The sequence below is a fragment of the Streptomyces capoamus genome (genome assembly GCF_014654935.1).
Lineage (GTDB): Bacteria > Actinomycetota > Actinomycetes > Streptomycetales > Streptomycetaceae > Streptomyces > Streptomyces capoamus.
Map to the genome: position 1 here is coordinate 280973 of NZ_BNBF01000008.1, position 13110 is coordinate 294082.

15 protein-coding genes and 1 pseudogene are annotated in these 13110 nt (G+C 74.1%); 13 read left to right on the forward strand and 3 right to left on the reverse strand.

The window, feature by feature from the left end; genetic code table 11:
* Both IE312_RS40305 and IE312_RS15775 read left to right on the forward strand, forming a co-directional pair.
* On the forward strand, window positions 1-221 hold a 221-nt coding region (locus tag IE312_RS40305; protein ID WP_368860009.1), incomplete at its 5' end, for an ATP-binding protein.
* Window positions 222-310: 89 nt separating this feature from the next.
* Window positions 311-982, forward strand: a complete 672-nt coding sequence (locus IE312_RS15775; protein ID WP_189982207.1) for a response regulator — start codon at window positions 311-313, stop codon at window positions 980-982.
* Between the two features lie 65 nt (window positions 983-1047).
* On the opposite strand, the gene IE312_RS15780 is transcribed toward IE312_RS15775, so the two are convergent.
* Entirely contained in the window at window positions 1048-2151 is a 1104-nt protein-coding gene (locus IE312_RS15780) for a DUF5937 family protein (protein ID WP_189982209.1), read from the reverse strand.
* A gap of 185 nt (window positions 2152-2336) precedes the next feature.
* Here IE312_RS15780 and IE312_RS15785 point away from each other — a divergent pair, with 185 nt between their 5' ends.
* Window positions 2337-2546 (forward strand): hypothetical protein, encoded by a 210-nt coding sequence (locus IE312_RS15785; protein ID WP_189982211.1) that lies wholly within the window; start codon window positions 2337-2339, stop codon window positions 2544-2546.
* A 19-nt stretch (window positions 2547-2565) separates the two neighbouring features.
* On the opposite strand, the pseudogene IE312_RS15790 reads toward IE312_RS15785, so the two are convergent.
* Window positions 2566-3735: pseudogene (locus IE312_RS15790) on the reverse strand (threonine aldolase family protein).
* Between the two features lie 183 nt (window positions 3736-3918).
* On the opposite strand from IE312_RS15790, the gene IE312_RS15795 reads away from it, so the two are divergent.
* The 10 genes from IE312_RS15795 (at window position 3919) to IE312_RS15840 (ending at window position 12586) form a co-directional block, all read left to right on the forward strand.
* Window positions 3919-4902: a Rossmann-like and DUF2520 domain-containing protein gene (locus tag IE312_RS15795; RefSeq protein WP_189982214.1), complete on the forward strand. Its 984-nt coding sequence runs from the start codon at window positions 3919-3921 to the stop codon at window positions 4900-4902.
* A complete protein-coding gene (gene panC, locus IE312_RS15800) occupies window positions 4899-5891 on the forward strand; it encodes a pantoate--beta-alanine ligase (protein WP_189982216.1) in 993 nt (330 codons plus the stop codon). The genes IE312_RS15795 and panC overlap by 4 nt, the downstream gene beginning before the upstream one ends.
* A complete protein-coding gene (locus IE312_RS15805; RefSeq protein WP_189982217.1) occupies window positions 5888-7585 on the forward strand; it encodes an L-aspartate oxidase in 1698 nt (565 codons plus the stop codon). The genes panC and IE312_RS15805 overlap by 4 nt, the downstream gene beginning before the upstream one ends.
* 25 nt (window positions 7586-7610) lie before the next feature.
* Window positions 7611-8597 (forward strand): carboxylating nicotinate-nucleotide diphosphorylase, encoded by a 987-nt coding sequence (gene nadC / locus IE312_RS15810; protein ID WP_189982219.1) that lies wholly within the window; start codon window positions 7611-7613, stop codon window positions 8595-8597.
* Window positions 8598-8602: 5 nt separating this feature from the next.
* Complete coding sequence (locus IE312_RS15815) at window positions 8603-9400, forward strand: type III pantothenate kinase (protein WP_189982221.1); 798 nt, start codon at window positions 8603-8605, stop codon at window positions 9398-9400.
* A 158-nt stretch (window positions 9401-9558) separates the two neighbouring features.
* Window positions 9559-10194, forward strand: a complete 636-nt coding sequence (locus IE312_RS15820) for a hypothetical protein (RefSeq protein ID WP_189982297.1) — start codon at window positions 9559-9561, stop codon at window positions 10192-10194.
* A 549-nt stretch (window positions 10195-10743) separates the two neighbouring features.
* Window positions 10744-10923, forward strand: coding sequence for a hypothetical protein (locus IE312_RS15825; RefSeq protein ID WP_189982223.1), 180 nt, complete (start codon window positions 10744-10746; stop codon window positions 10921-10923).
* Between the two features lie 156 nt (window positions 10924-11079).
* On the forward strand, window positions 11080-11502 hold the full coding sequence (locus tag IE312_RS15830; RefSeq protein ID WP_189982298.1) for a BlaI/MecI/CopY family transcriptional regulator: 423 nt from the start codon (window positions 11080-11082) through the stop codon (window positions 11500-11502).
* 9 nt (window positions 11503-11511) lie between these two features.
* A complete protein-coding gene (locus tag IE312_RS15835) occupies window positions 11512-12045 on the forward strand; it encodes an amino-acid N-acetyltransferase (protein ID WP_189982225.1) in 534 nt (177 codons plus the stop codon).
* A gap of 205 nt (window positions 12046-12250) precedes the next feature.
* Window positions 12251-12586: a histone-like nucleoid-structuring protein Lsr2 gene (locus IE312_RS15840; RefSeq protein WP_061929701.1), complete on the forward strand. Its 336-nt coding sequence runs from the start codon at window positions 12251-12253 to the stop codon at window positions 12584-12586.
* Here IE312_RS15840 and IE312_RS15845 read toward each other — a convergent pair.
* Window positions 12565-13110, reverse strand: a 546-nt coding sequence (locus IE312_RS15845) for an SCO3374 family protein (protein WP_229899837.1), incomplete at its 5' end; no start/stop codon positions are given. The genes IE312_RS15840 and IE312_RS15845 overlap by 22 nt on opposite strands.

A 13110-nucleotide genomic window follows, 5' to 3' on the forward strand; every position in this document is an offset into this window, starting at 1 on the left:
GCCTGGTCTACTTCGACGACGGTCTCGGCCTGCTGGTCGAGGACGACGGCAAGGGCGCCCCGCACGAGCTGTACGAGGAGGGCGGCGCCGACGGGCAGGGCCACGGTCTGATCGGGATGCGCGAGCGCGTCGGCATGGTCGGCGGCACCCTGGACGCCGGACCGCGCCCGGGCGGAGGATTCCGCATCAGCGCCCTGCTGCCGCTGAAACCGGCCCACTGACGCGACCGCGCCCCGCGCCGGCACCTGTGACACCGTCCCCCTGTGACACCGCCCCCCGAGCCACACCACCGCACGACGAAAGAGGCCCGATGACGATCCGCGTGATGCTCGTCGACGACCAGGTGCTGCTGCGCACCGGATTCCGCATGGTGCTGGCCGCGCAGCCGGACATGGAGGTGGTCGCGGAGGCGGGCGACGGCGTGGAGGCCCTCCAGGTGCTGCGGTCCACCCCCGTCGACGTCGTCCTGATGGACGTCCGGATGCCGAAGCTGGACGGTGTGGAGGCCACCCGGCGGATCTGCTCCGAGCCCGAACCGCCCAAGGTGCTCATCCTGACCACGTTCGACCTGGACGAGTACGCCTTCTCCGGGCTGAAGGCGGGTGCCTCCGGCTTCATGCTCAAGGACGTGCCGCCCGGCGATCTCCTGGCCGCCATCCGGGCCGTGCACAGCGGTGACGCGGTCGTGGCACCCTCCACCACCCGGCGCCTGCTGGACCGCTTCGCGCCGATGCTGCCCGCCGCCGGCCGGGAGCCCCAGCACAAGGAGCTGGAACGGCTCACCGAGCGCGAGCGCGAGGTCATGGTGCTGGTCGCGCAGGGCCTGTCCAACGGCGAGATCGCGGCCCGGCTCGTGCTGAGCGAGGCGACGGTGAAGACCCATGTGGGCCGCATCCTGACCAAGCTCGGACTGCGCGACCGGGTGCAGGTGGTGGTGCTGGCGTACGAGACGGGGCTGGTGCGGGCCGGCGGCCACGGCTGACGGCGGGGCCCGTACGGGCTCCGGCGCGCCACGCCCGCGCGCGCAGTGGCGCCGGGCCGGAGGGCTCAGCGCAGGACGCCCTCGATGAAGTCGCTGCCCAGCCGGGCCACCGCGGACAGGTCCAGCTGGTGCTGGACGTACCGGCCGCGCCGGCAGTCGGTGACCAGGCCCGCCTTCTTCAGCACCGTCAGGTGCCGGGATATCTCGGGCGCCGACAGGCCGTGCGCGTCGGCGAGTTCGCTCGTGGTGTGCGCGGCGCGCGCGAGGTGCCGGCACAGCCGCATCCGCACCGGGTGCGCCAGCGCCTCCATCCGGCGCGTGAGCTGCTCCACGGACGGGGCCTGCGGCCGGGGGACGCTCGCCGGGTAGGTGATGGAGGGCTGCCAGCCGTACCGGTGCAGGACCAGCACGTGCGGCCAGCCGAGGCTGGTCGGCACCAGCACCAGGCCGCCGTCGCCGGTGGCCGTGCGGCCCACCTGCAGCTTGTCGACCGTGACGAGCCCGGTCCCCTCGTCCAGCGAGACCGCGCCGGACAGGGACGCGAGGGCCTCGCCGAGGCCCTTGCGGCGCAGCAGTTCGGTCTTGTGCCGGGCGTCCGCGGCCAGCTGGGGCTGGACCCGGGCCCAGGTGTCGGCGAAGAAGGCGTCGTCGCAGTCGAGCATCAGCTGCCGGAACCAGGCTCGCACGGCCGGCGGATCGGTCAGCAGGCGCCGGGTGAAGCGCTCCTGCACGGGTCCGCGCGCGGCGGCCAGTTCCAGGGAGCGCCGGCGCAGCTCCGGGTCGTCCAGCGGGCCGGGGTCCTGGACGTCGTAGCGCAGCTGGCAGGTGAACTCCAGGGCCGCGTTCACGAACTGCTCGTCCGTCAGCCGGTCCAGCTGGTCCAGCTCCTGAGCCAGCGTGTCCCCGGGGAGCGCGCGCCCGCCCGGGATGCCGGCGTACGGGGCGAAGACATCCGAGAACGTCGTACGCCACAGGAAATCCGCCTCGCACAGCCGGTCGGCCAGGCAGGGGTCCAGCCGGGAGGAGACGGCGGCCGCCCAGCCGCGCAGGTCGGGGTGGTGGCCGGGCTCGCTCAGCGCGTGCAACGCCATCCCCAGCTCCGCCAGCGGAGAGGGCACGACGCAGACCCGCTCCGGGGGCAGTCCGGTGATGTCGATGGTCACGCTCATGGCCTCCATCGTGCACCCGCCCACTGACAGTCCCCGCGTGGATTGACGGCAGCCGTCAATCGACGGGACATCGGGGCGGGCCGTGGACAGGCTGGGAGCACCGGGGGCAGCCGCGGAGCCCGATCAGTCACCGAGCGGTCGGTGACGCCACCTGATCACTCACCGTCCCGAGAAGGCGATCCCCCATGAGCGTCACCCAGCAGTACCTCCTCGACAGCTACCGCGCCCGTCTGCACGGCGAGCCCGAACCGCCCGCGCCGGGCCGCCACGACCTCGGCCTCGTCCGCGAACTGCGCGACCACCGGCGCTTCCGCGCGGTCCTCGCCGGACGCCCGGCGCGCGGACGGCTCAGGCGCACGCTGACCCGCTGGCTGCGCCCCGGCGCACTCGGTTAGCCCCGGGACCCGCGCGCGGTCACGCCGGGCCCGGCAGGCGGTCCACGAAGTCCCGTACGGCCGCGCGGACGTCGTCGGCCGTCCACTCCAGGCCGGTGGAACGGACGACGACCTCCGTGCACGCGAGGCCGGGACCGCCCTCGTCCCAGGCGTTCGCGAAGAGCAGCACCGACGTCTCCTCGGCCTGCCGCACGGCCGCCTCGGCCGCCACCCCGGGCTCGTACGGCAGCCAGACCTGGAACTCGTGGGTGTGCGGCACCTCCGGGTGGACGCGGGCCCAGGGCACCCCGGCCGCGGCGAAGCCCTCGCGCAGCGCGGCGGCCACCACGCGCGCGTGGCGGACGTACTCGGGCAGCCGGGGCAGCTCGCGCTCCAGGCCGATCAGCGCGGACAGGGCGGTCGGGAACTGCTGGAAGACCATGCCGCCGTACCGGTGCCGCCAGGCCCTCGCTTCCTCCACCAGCGTCCCCGGGCCGGCCAGCGCGGCGCCGCCGAGGCCGCCGACGGACTTGCAGCGACACGTAGACGCTGTCGGCGAGGCCCGCGATGTCCTCGAGGGGGCGTCCGAAGTGCTCGGTGCACTCCCACAGGCGCGCGCCGTCGAAGTGCACCACCGCGTCGCGCTCCCGGGCCGCCTGGACGACCTCGGTCAGCTCCTCCCAGGTGGGCAGCACGAAACCGGCGTCCCGCAGCGGCAGTTCCAGCATCAGCGTCCCGAACGGCTCCCCGGCCTCGCGTATCCCGGCCGCCGTCGGCGGCCGGCGCCCGTCGCCCACCCGGACCGGGCGCAAGCCGCTGACCTGGCTGAAGGCGTGCCGCTCGTGCACCTCGGGGTGCGACAGGGGATGCAGGGCCACCGCCGCGTTCCCGGTGCGGGCCGCCCAGCAGCGCAGGGCCACCTGCTGGGCCATGGTGCCCGTCGGGAAGAACGCGGCGGCCTCCGTGCCGAGCAGCGCGGCGACCCGCTCCTCCAGGGCCGTCACGATCCCGTCGCCGTAGACTCGGCCGGCTCGTCCAGGTCGTACACCTCGTCCGCCGCGTCCACCAGGTGCGTGAGGCGGTCGCGGATCGAGCTTCCCCAGTCCGCGCGGGACAGCACCCTCCGGGCCTCCCGCCGGGCCGCCCGGAGCCGCTCCCGCAGCCGTTCCCGCGCCTGCCGTTCCGTGTCCTGCTCAGCCGTGTCGGTCATGCCGTGGATCATGCCGCGCCGGGGCCGGGAGGGCACCGGGATTTGCCCGCGCGCGGGCGCCGTCCGCCGCGTGGCGAAACCCACAGCCTGTGGACGACCGGCCGCCGCCCTACCCGATAGCGTTAACATGACGAGAAATCGTCCGGTACCCAGAGCGGACTGGAACGGGAAGGCCGCCGTCGCGTGAGTACAGTCCACCAGCCAGACCTCAAGGACCGCCCCGCGCGGCTCACCGTCGGCGTCGTCGGCGCCGGCCGCGTGGGCCCCGCACTGGCCGCGTCCCTCCAGCTCGCCGGGCACCGCCCGGTGGCCGTCTCCGGAGTCTCCGACGCCTCCCGCAGGCGCGCCGGGACGATGCTGCCGGACGTCCCGCTGGTGCCGCCCGCCGAGGTGCTCCAGCGTGCCGACCTGGTCCTGCTCACGGTCCCCGACGATGCCCTGCCCGGCCTGGTCGCCGGGCTCGCCGAGACCGGCGCGGTGCGGCCCGGGCAGCTGCTCGTGCACACCTCCGGCCGGTACGGCGCGAAGGTCCTCGACCCCGCCCTGCGCGCGGGCGCGCTGCCGCTGGCCCTGCACCCGGCGATGACCTTCACCGGGACGCCGGTGGACGTCCAGCGCCTCGCGGGCTGCTCCTTCGGCGTCACCGCGCCCGAGGAGCTGCGGCTGGCCGCCGAGGCCCTGGTCATCGAGATGGGCGGGGAGCCCGAATGGATCAGCGAGCGGAACCGCCCGCTCTACCACGCGGCCCTCGCGCTGGGCGCCAACCACCTGGTCACCCTGGTCGCCCAGTCGATGGAACTGCTGCGCACGGCCGGTGTGACGGCGCCCGACCGGATGCTCGGCCCGCTGCTCGGCGCCGCCCTGGACAACGCCCTGCGCTCCGGTGACGCCGCCCTGACCGGGCCGGTCGCGCGCGGTGACGCCGGCACGGTCGCCGCGCACGTGGCCGAGCTGCGCGAGCACGCCCCGCAGACCGTGGCGGGCTATCTGGCGATGGCCCGCGCGACCGCCGACCGCGCGCTCGCGCACGGCCTGCTCAAGCCGGAGCTGGCCGAGGACCTCCTCGGGGTACTCGCCGACGCGGGCCACGCGGGCCCCGGCAGCCGGGGAGGCGACGGCACGGACGGCACCGAGGGGACGAACGGCAGCGAGGGGAACGACCGATGACCACCGCCCTGCTGAGCACCGCCGAAGAGCTGCACGCGCGCGTGCGCCACGGCCGCCGCGCCGTCGTGATGACCATGGGCGCCCTGCACGAGGGCCACGCGACCCTGATCCGCACCGCGCGGGAGATCGCCGGCCCGGACGGCGAGGTCGTCGTCACCGTCTTCGTGAACCCGCTGCAGTTCGGCGCGGGCGAGGACCTCGACCGCTACCCGCGCACCCTGGACGCCGACCTGGAGCTGGCCGGGCGGGCCGGCGCCGACGCCGTGTTCGCGCCCTCCGTGGACGAGGTCTACCCGGGCGGCGAACCGCAGGTGCGCATCACCGCGGGCCCCATGGGGGAGCGCCTGGAGGGTGCCTCGCGGCCCGGGCACTTCGACGGCATGCTCACCGTCGTCGCCAAGCTGCTGCACCTCACCCGCCCCGACGCCGCCCTGTTCGGGCAGAAGGACGCCCAGCAGCTCGCCCTGATCCGGCGCATGGTGCGGGACCTGAACTTCGGCGTCGAGATCGTCGCCGTGCCGACCGTGCGCGAGGAGGACGGGCTGGCGCTGTCCAGCCGCAACCGCTACCTCGCGCCGGACGAGCGGCGTACCGCGCTCGCGCTGTCCCACGCGCTGTTCGCCGGCCGGGACCGGCATGCCGCGCAGGAGGCGCTGCGCGCACGCGCCCGGGAAGTGCCCTCCACGCACGCGCGTGCCGAGGCACTGAGCGCGATAGGCGAGTCCCGTGCGGCGGCCGACGCGCACGCGGTGGCCACCGCCGCGCCCGGCGGCCCGGCGGCCGTCCGCGCCGCCGCCCGCCAGGTGCTGGACGAGGCCGCCCGCCTGGATCCGCCGCTGAAGCTGGACTACCTCGCGCTGGTCGACCCCGCCGACTTCACCGAGATCGGCGACGACTTCACCGGCGAGGCCGTCCTCGCCGTCGCCGCCCGGGTCGGTTCGACCCGGCTCATCGACAACCTCCCCCTCACCTTCGGAGCCGCCTCGTGACCAGCACAGGCATACGACTGCACGCGCCCGCACCCGGCTGGGCCATCTCCGCGGACGTGGTCGTGGTCGGCTCCGGGGTGGCCGGTCTGACCGCGGCCCTGCGCTGTGAGGCCGCCGGACTCTCCACGGTGGTCGTCACCAAGGCCCGCCTGGACGACGGCTCCACGCGCTGGGCGCAGGGCGGTGTCGCCGCCGCCCTCGGCGAGGGCGACACCCCCGAGCAGCACCTGGCCGACACCCTGGTCGCGGGCGCGGGCCTGTGCGACGAGGAGGCCGTACGGATCCTCGTCACCGAGGGACCCGACGCGGTGCGACGGCTCATCGACACCGGCGCGCACTTCGACGAGTCCTCCGAAGGGGAACTGGAACTCACCCGCGAGGGCGGCCACCACCGGCGCCGGATCGTGCACGCCGGCGGCGACGCCACCGGCGCGGAGATCTCCCGGGCGCTCGTCGAGGCCGTCCGCGCGCGCGGGCTGCGCACCATCGAGAACGCGCTGGTGCTGGACCTGCTGACGGACGCCGAGGGCCGGACGGCCGGCGTCACCCTGCACGTGATGGGCGAGGGCCAGCACGACGGCGTGGGCGCCGTGCACGCGCCCGCCGTGGTGCTCGCGACCGGCGGCATGGGCCAGGTGTTCTCCGCGACCACCAACCCGTCCGTGTCGACCGGCGACGGCGTGGCGCTGGCGCTGCGCGCGGGCGCGGAGATCAGCGACCTGGAGTTCGTGCAGTTCCACCCGACCGTGCTGTTCCTCGGCGCGGACGCGGAAGGACAGCAGCCGCTGGTCTCGGAGGCGGTGCGCGGCGAGGGCGCCCACCTGGTCGACGCGGACGGCGTGCGCTTCATGGTCGGCCAGCACGAGCTGGCGGAGCTGGCGCCGCGCGACATCGTCGCCAAGGGCATCCTGCGGCGGATGCTGGAGCAGGACGCCGAGCACATGTTCCTCGACGCCCGGCACTTCGGCGCGGACATGTGGGAGCACCGTTTCCCGACCATCCTGGCCGCCTGCCGGGCCAACGGCATCGACCCGGTCACCGAGCCCATCCCGATCGCGCCGGCCGCCCACCACGCCTCCGGGGGCGTCCGCACCGACGCCCGCGGCCGGACCACCGTGCCCGGCCTGTACGCCTGCGGCGAGGTCGCCTGCACCGGTGTGCACGGCGCCAACCGGCTCGCCTCCAACTCCCTCCTGGAGGGGCTCGTCTACGCCGAGCGGATCGCCGCCGACATCGCCGCCGTCCACGCCGGAACCGGCCTCCACGCGCGCGTGCCCGCACCCGTACCGGACCCCGGCCGTCCCGCGCACCCGCTGCTCGCCCCCGAGGCCCGGTTCGCCATCCAGCGGATCATGAGCGAGGGCGCCGGCGTGCTGCGCTCGCAGGAGTCCCTCGCCAAGGCCGCGGACCAGCTGCAGAAGCTGCACGCCGAGGCCCGGGACGCGCTCCGGGAGAACGGCAAGACCGCCGAGCCCGGCGTGGACACCTGGGAGGCCACGAACCTCCTGTGCGTGGCCCGGGTCCTGGTCACCGCCGCCCTGCTGCGCGAGGAGACCCGCGGCTGCCACTGGCGCGAGGACCACGCCGAGCGCGACGACACCCACTGGCGGCGCCACATCGTGGTACGGCTCAACCCCGACCGGTCGCTGGCCGTACGCACCACCGACACCGCAGACTTCCCCCCCATCCGGTAACAGCGCCCCAGGAGCAGTGACAGACGTGAGCACCGACGACCTTCCCCTCGCCCCGACCGGCGGCTGCGGCGACGGCTGCGCCTGCGGCGCCGAGGGAGACGCGGAAGCCGCAGAGTACGCGGAGTGCGGGCTCGACCCCGCGCTCGCCGAGCTGCTGGCCGCCGCCGGACTCGACCCGATCGAGGTCGAGGACATCGCCAACGTCGCCATCCAGGAGGACCTGGACGGCGGCGTGGACGTGACGACCGTGGCCACCATTGCCGAGGACGCGGTGGCCACCGCCGACTTCACCGCGCGCGAGGCGGGCGTCGTGGCCGGCCTCCGGGTCGCCGAGGCCGTCCTCTCCGTGGTCTGCACCGACGAGTTCGAGGTCGAGCGGCACGTGGAGGACGGTGACCGGATCGAGGCCGGGCAGCAGCTGCTGTCCGTCACCACGCGCACGCGTGACCTGCTCACCGCCGAGCGCAGCGCGCTGAACATCCTGTGCCGCCTGTCCGGCATCGCGACGGCCACGCGCGCGTGGGCGGACGCGCTGGAGGGCACCGGGGCGCGCGTGCGGGACACCCGCAAGACCACCCCGGGCCTGCGGTCGCTGGAGAAGTTCGCCGTCCGCTGCGGCGGAGGCGTCAACCACCGCATGTCGCTCTCGGACGCGGCCCTGGTGAAGGACAACCACGTGGTCGCCGCCGGCGGCGTCGCGCAGGCCTTCAAGGCCGTACGGGAGGCCTTCCCCGAGGTGCCGATCGAGGTCGAGGTCGACACCCTGCACCAGCTGCGCGAGGTCGTGGACGCGGGCGCCGACCTGATCCTGCTGGACAACTTCACGCCCAGCGAGTGCGAGGAGGCCGTCGCCATCGTCGGCGGCCGGGCGCTGCTGGAGGCCTCCGGACGGCTGACGCTCGCGAACGCGCGCGCGTACGCCGAGACCGGCGTGGACTTCCTGGCCGTGGGCGCCCTCACGCACTCCTCGCCGATCCTGGACATCGGCCTGGACCTGCGCGAGGCGGAGTAACGGCCATGCTGCTCACGATCGACGTCGGCAACACGCACACCGTCCTCGGCCTCTTCGACGGCGAGGACATCGTCGAGCACTGGCGCATCTCCACCGACGCGCGCCGCACGGCGGACGAGCTGGCGGTGCTGCTCCAGGGCCTGATGGGCATGCACCCGCTGCTGGGCGAGGAACTGGGCGACGGCATCGACGGCATAGCGATCTGCGCGACCGTGCCGTCGGTGCTGCACGAGCTGCGCGAGGTCACCCGGCGGTACTACGGGGACGTGCCCGCGGTGCTGGTCGAGCCGGGGGTCAAGACCGGTGTGCCGATCCAGTTCGACAACCCCAAGGAGGTCGGCGCGGACCGCATCATCAACGCGGTCGCGGCGAACGAGCTGTACGGCGGCCCGGCGATCGTCGTGGACTTCGGTACGGCGACCACGTTCGACGCCGTCTCCGCGCGCGGAGAGTACGTCGGCGGGGTCATCGCCCCGGGGATCGAGATCTCGGTGGAGGCCCTGGGGGTCAAGGCCGCCCAGCTGCGGAAGATCGAGGTGGCCAGGCCCAGGAACGTGATCGGCAAGAACACCGTCGAGGCCATGCAGTCCGGCATCGTGTACGGCTTCGCCGGGCAGGTCGACGGCGTGGTGGGCCGGATGGCCCGGGAGCTGGCCGACGACCCCGACGACGTCACGGTGATCGCCACGGGCGGGCTCGCGCCGATGGTGCTGGGGGAGTCCTCGGTGATCGACGAGCACCAGCCGTGGCTGACGCTGATCGGCCTGCGCCTGGTGTACGAGCGGAACGTCTCGCGCCTGTGAGGGACGGCCGGCGCCCGCGCGGGCGCCGGCCCCGCCGGTGGCACCGGACGAGGGAACCGCGGAACGACACGCGGCGGATCCCCATTCGGATTCCTCACTTTTGTCCGATTAGTCGGTAGCGTCGCCGCATGCCCACGCCATACGGATCCCGCGGCGGCATGGCGTTCGGCACGGAGGAGCTGCGTGTGCTCCGCCGCGCCCTCGCCCTCGCCCTCCACCCCGGCCACGCCTCCGCCGAGGACGTGCAGGACTGCTTCCGCCTCGCCGAGACGCTCGACGAGGCGATGTGCGAGGGGGCCAGGCTGCGCGCCTTCCTGGTGGCCGACCTGGACCGCTACCGGGGCGCCCTGCCGGGCAGCGTCGCCGGTTACCTGACCCTCCTGGAGGAGGCGCTCGGGGCCGGCCACCGGCCGACGCCGGACGACCTCGCCGCGCTCCGGGCGCTGCGCGGCAACCCCACGGCGGCGGCGCTGCTGGACCGCTGCCAGGCGCTGGCCGAGCAGGACGTGCGGGCACGCTTCGCGCAGGGTGCGCGGAAGGTGCCGGCGCCCGCGGTGCCGCCCGCGCGGACGCGCCTGAAGGCCCTCGCGGGCGGCGCACGGCAGACCGGGGCCGCCCCCGACGGCGAGGAGGCCGAGGAGCCCTCACAGACCCCGGAGAAGCCCGCCGAGAAGCCCGCCGAACGGCCCGCGCCCGAGCCGGCGGCGCCTAAGCGGCCCGTCCCGACGCCGGGTGAGGTGTTCCCGCGCCGCAGGCCGACCCCGCCGCAGGGCCGCCGGCTGGCCGCGGGCTGACCCGCGCGGCAAGGAGGCCGAGGAGCCCTGCGGCGGCCGCTCAGACGCCCGAGGCCCGCTGAGAAGCCCGCCGAGAGGCCACACGAGAGGCCACGCCCCGGGCCGGCGTCCGGCCCCGCCCCCGAGCCGGCGGCACCGAGGCGGCCCATTCCGACGCCGGGTGAGGTCTTCCCGCGCCGCAGGCCGACCCCGCCGCAGGGCCGCCGGCTGGCCGCGGGCTGACCCGCGCGGCGAGGAGGCCGAGGAGCCCTGCGGTGGCCGCGCAGACGCCGGAGGCCCGCTGAGAAGCCCGCCGAGAGGCCACACGAGAGGCCACGCCCCGGGCCGGCGTCCGGCCCCGCCTGCGAGCCGGCGGCGCCGAGGCGGCCCGTCCCGACGCCGGGTGAGGTCTTCCCGCGCCGCAGGCCGGCCCCGCCGCAGGGCCGCCGGCTGGCCGCGGGCTGACCCGCGCGGCCGGGCCGTGCGCGCCGCCGGCCGTCCCGTGCCCCGGTTGGGCGGTTCGTGTCCCCCCGGGACATTCGCCCGGCTCCCCGTGGCTACTCTGGAGACATGGACTACGTCTCCGCGCTCGTGCCTCCGGTCGTCATGGCCGTGTTCTTCATCGGTGTGGTCAGGGTCATCGTGAAGACCCAGGGCGGGGCCGCCAAGGCCAAGGAGGACGCGGCCGTCGACGCCGCGCTGGCACGCGTGGAGGGCGCGCGCGAGGCGTCCGCCGCCGGCGACGCCTGAGCGGCCCGCAGAGCCGGCGCCGCTCCACGGTGTGCGCCGTACGTCCTTTTTGTGCGCGTTTGTAGTCCTAGCGCACGTCCGGCAGGCCATTGCCGGGATCTCCCACTATTGTTCTGAGCTGTGCCTCGCCCATTGGGAGAACTCGAAGACGCGGTCATGACGCGGGTGTGGAAGTGGAACCGCCCGGTGACCGTTCGAGAAGTCCTGGAAGACCTGCAGCAGGAACGCTCCATCGCGTACACCACCGTGATGACGGTTTTGGACAATCTCCATCAGAAGGGCTGGGTCCGCCGTGAGGCGGAAGGCCGGGCCTATCGATATGAGGCCGTGTCCACGCGCGCAGCGTACGCCGCCGCCCTGATGAACGACGCCTGGTCGCAGAGCGACAACCCCGCCGCCGCTCTCGTCGCGTTCTTCGGCATGATGAGCGAGGAACAGCGCCAGGCCCTCCGGGACGCCGTACGCATCGTCCAGGGCCCGGAAGAAACCAGGGAAGCGTCCGAAGCCCGCCGACAGGAAGCGCCCGAAGCCCGGCAAGAGCAGAACCCCGGCTCGGCGGGGGGCGCGGCTGGGCGATAGCGTCCGCTCATGTCAGCAGAGCGTCCCGAAGTCCCCGCAAAAGCCATCACCGTCCGGCGCGCCCGGACCAGCGATGTCCCGGCCGTGCGCCGCCTCCTCGACGCCTACGTCCGCGACCGCATCCTGCTCGACAAAGCCACGGTCACCCTTTACGAGGACATCCAGGAGTTCTGGGTCGCGGAACGCGACGACAACGCCGAGGTGGTCGGCTGCGGTGCGCTGCACGTCATGTGGGAGGACCTCGCGGAAGTCCGCACCCTGGCGGTGAAGCCCGGCCTCCAGGGCGCCGGCGTGGGGCATCGGTTGCTGGAGAAGTTGCTCCAGACCGCGCGCTGGCTCGGCGTTCGCCGGGTTTTCTGCCTGACCTTCGAAGTGGACTTCTTCGGGAAGCACGGCTTCGTGGAGATCGGGGAGACGCCGGTGGACACCGATGTCTACGCGGAGCTGTTGCGTTCCTATGACGAGGGCGTCGCGGAGTTCCTGGGTCTCGAACGAGTGAAGCCGAACACCTTGGGCAACAGTCGGATGCTTCTGCATCTGTGATCGTCATTGCCCCGGTGGCCTATGTCCGAAACGCGCATGTTTCCGGACGCGGACGGTCCGCCGGGTCACTCCCGGGGGTTTGTGTTTTTCCGGCAAAAGCGGTTTGCTTTCCGACGTACTGCAGTACTGCATATAACAGGGGCGGCGAAACGGCGGACGCCGCACACACCCCTGGTCCTCAACGTTATCGATGAAAGGAAATGCGGTGGCACAGAAGGTTCAGGTCCTTCTTGTCGACGACCTCGACGGCGGCGAGGCGGACGAGACCGTGACGTTCGCGCTGGACGGCAAGACGTACGAGATCGATCTCACGACTGCCAATGCGGACAAGCTGCGCGGCCTTCTCGACCCCTATGTGAAGGGCGGGCGTCGCACCGGTGGCCGCTCCTCCGGCGGGCGCGGAAAGACGCGTGCCGCTTCCGGCGGCAACCAGGACACCGCGGCGATCCGCGCGTGGGCCAAGGAGAACGGTTACGAGGTCAACGACCGCGGCCGGGTTCCCGCGTCCATCCGCGAGGCCTACGAGAAGGCCAACGGCTGATCCCGCCGGCCGGCGGGGTGACCGGCGCACGGGCGCCGCAGCCGGACCCGGTGACAGTGCGCTGCCACCGTGTCCACCAGTCGTACGAGATCGGGGGCGCTCTTCCCGCGCCCCACGGGGGATACGCCCGGCATGGCCGGCAGCGAGGGCTCGACCTCGCGACCGGGCTCAGGGGGCCGCAGCCACTCGGCGGCCCCCTGCACGCGGTCACGCGGTGCGGAGCCGGAGCCTGATGGCATCGGCCGTCCGGGCCGGGAAGCGGCGGTCACGGCGGGCGGAAGCGGTGCCTCCAGGGTGTCGCCCGCCCCGAGGACCCGCAGGTCCAGGCGCACGCCGCCCCACTCGAGCCAGTCCAGCAGCCCGGGCAGCTCCTCCGCGCCGCCCGCGGCGACCAGCAAGTGCATTCGATCGCCCCGCAGAGCCACCGGCGAGGCCGGCGCGAGATGCCGGAGCGCCTGCGCGCCCGCCTCGGCCGGCACGTCCAGCACGTCGAACCGCACGCCCGTGAGCAGCCGTACCGGCCG

What these genes read in the sequence shown, in the direction of transcription:
- IE312_RS15775 (WP_189982207.1), top strand. Translation starts at nt 311, where the DNA reads ATGACGATCCGCGTGATGCTCGTCGACGACCAGGTGCTGCTGCGCACC.
- IE312_RS15780 (WP_189982209.1), bottom strand. Translation starts at nt 2,151, where the DNA reads ATGAGCGTGACCATCGACATCACCGGACTGCCCCCGGAGCGGGTCTGC.
- IE312_RS15785 (WP_189982211.1), top strand. Translation starts at nt 2,337, where the DNA reads ATGAGCGTCACCCAGCAGTACCTCCTCGACAGCTACCGCGCCCGTCTG.
- panC (WP_189982216.1), top strand. Translation starts at nt 4,899, where the DNA reads ATGACCACCGCCCTGCTGAGCACCGCCGAAGAGCTGCACGCGCGCGTG.
- IE312_RS15815 (WP_189982221.1), top strand. Translation starts at nt 8,603, where the DNA reads ATGCTGCTCACGATCGACGTCGGCAACACGCACACCGTCCTCGGCCTC.
- IE312_RS15820 (WP_189982297.1), top strand. Translation starts at nt 9,559, where the DNA reads ATGGCGTTCGGCACGGAGGAGCTGCGTGTGCTCCGCCGCGCCCTCGCC.
- IE312_RS15825 (WP_189982223.1), top strand. Translation starts at nt 10,744, where the DNA reads ATGGACTACGTCTCCGCGCTCGTGCCTCCGGTCGTCATGGCCGTGTTC.
- IE312_RS15830 (WP_189982298.1), top strand. Translation starts at nt 11,080, where the DNA reads ATGACGCGGGTGTGGAAGTGGAACCGCCCGGTGACCGTTCGAGAAGTC.
- IE312_RS15835 (WP_189982225.1), top strand. Translation starts at nt 11,512, where the DNA reads ATGTCAGCAGAGCGTCCCGAAGTCCCCGCAAAAGCCATCACCGTCCGG.